Source organism: Actinotalea sp. C106 (assembly GCF_023630195.1).
Lineage (GTDB): Bacteria > Actinomycetota > Actinomycetes > Actinomycetales > Cellulomonadaceae > Actinotalea.
Genome location: NZ_JALPKN010000490.1, coordinates 1 through 1,413, shown reverse-complemented (window position 1 = coordinate 1,413; position 1,413 = coordinate 1). Strand labels below are relative to the sequence as shown.

2 protein-coding genes are annotated in these 1,413 nt (G+C 73.6%); both read right to left on the bottom strand.

Annotated elements, in window-relative coordinates:
- Nucleotides 1–548, bottom strand: a 548-nt coding sequence (locus L0B03_RS17915; protein ID WP_250448367.1) for an ROK family protein, incomplete at its 3' end; no start/stop codon positions are given.
- On the bottom strand, nucleotides 545–1,413 hold an 869-nt coding region (locus L0B03_RS17910; protein ID WP_374205028.1), incomplete at its 5' end, for a carbohydrate ABC transporter permease. The genes L0B03_RS17910 and L0B03_RS17915, both read right to left, overlap by 4 nt.

Sequence of the window (1,413 nt, the reverse complement as noted above, 5' to 3'; positions counted from 1 at the left end):
CGGCACGCGCACCGGGGGCCGTGGGGGGCGTAGGGCAGGTGACCGACCTCCCCGGCGGCCCCGCTGATCCCGCGCCGCACGGCGCCGTCGAGCACGAGGCCCGCGGCGAGCCCTGTCCCCAGGGCGAGGAAGGCGAGGTCGCCCCGGGGTCCGCGCCCGACCGCAGCACCGAGGGCTGCGGCGTTGAGGTCGTTCTCGACGTTGACGGGCACGCCGCCGAGCCGGTCGCTCAGCAGAGCCGCCAGGCGGACCTCACCCGTGATGCCGAGGTTCACCGCGTGGGCCACGACCCCGCTGCTCGGGTCGACCACGCCGGGCACGCCCACACCCACGGCCGAGACCTCGCCCAGGTCGAGGCAGCGGTCGGCCGCGAGCCGCTCGACCGCCTGGGCTGCCGACGCCACGACGCCGGTGATGCCAGCGCCGGTGGGCAGCCGCACGGTCGAGGCCCGCGTGCCGTCCTCGTCGAGCAGCACCCCGTGGACCTTGGTGCCACCGATGTCCAGGCCCACGGTCCACGTCCCGGGGCCGAGCGGGCGGCCGGTCATCCCTTCACCGCCCCGGCGACGAGCCCCGCGGTCATGCGGTGCTGCACCACGAGGAAGAACACGATCACCGGCACGGCGATGAGGGTGGCCCCGGCCATGACCACCCCCCAGTCGGTGGCCCGGTTGGCCTCGACGAGGCCCTGCAGCCACAGGGGCAGGGTCCGACGGGCGGGGTCGGTCATGACCACCAGGGCCAGGGTGTACTCGTTCCAGGCCTGGAGGAACCCGTAGACCCCCGAGGCCACGAGCCCGGGGGCGAGCAGCGGGAAGGTGATCCGGAAGAACGCCCCGGTGCGCGAGAGGCCGTCGACCATCGCGGCCTCCTCGAGCTCGATCGGCACCCCCGCGACGAACCCGCGGAGCATCCAGATCGTGAACGGCAGGATCGCCGCGACGTAGACGATCGTCAGGCCCAGCACCGAGTTGACCAGCTGCCAGGTGTCGAGCATCTGGTACTGGGAGATGAAGAGCGCCTCGGCCGGGATCATCTGCACCACGAGCACGGCCACCACGAAGGAGCGTCGCCCGCGGAAGCGGAACCGGCTCAGCGCCAGGGCCGCGAGGAAGGCGAAGAGGATCGCGGCGAGCAGCGTGAGTCCCGTCACGGCCAACGAGATCCGGAAGGAGGAGAAGAACGTGGGGTCCGCCAGCACGCGGCGAAAGTTCGCCAGCGTGCCGTCGAGCGGGATGAAGGTCGGCGTCGGGGTCTGCAGGCGGTTGGTGGGCAGCAGGGAGCTCGAGATCATCCAGTAGATCGGGAACACCCACACCAGGGCGACGGCGACGGCGACCCCGCCCAGGGCCCAGCGCCCAGCCCGGGCCCTGCCGCGACGCCGAGGCCCGCCCCGCGCGGCGCCGTCGGGTC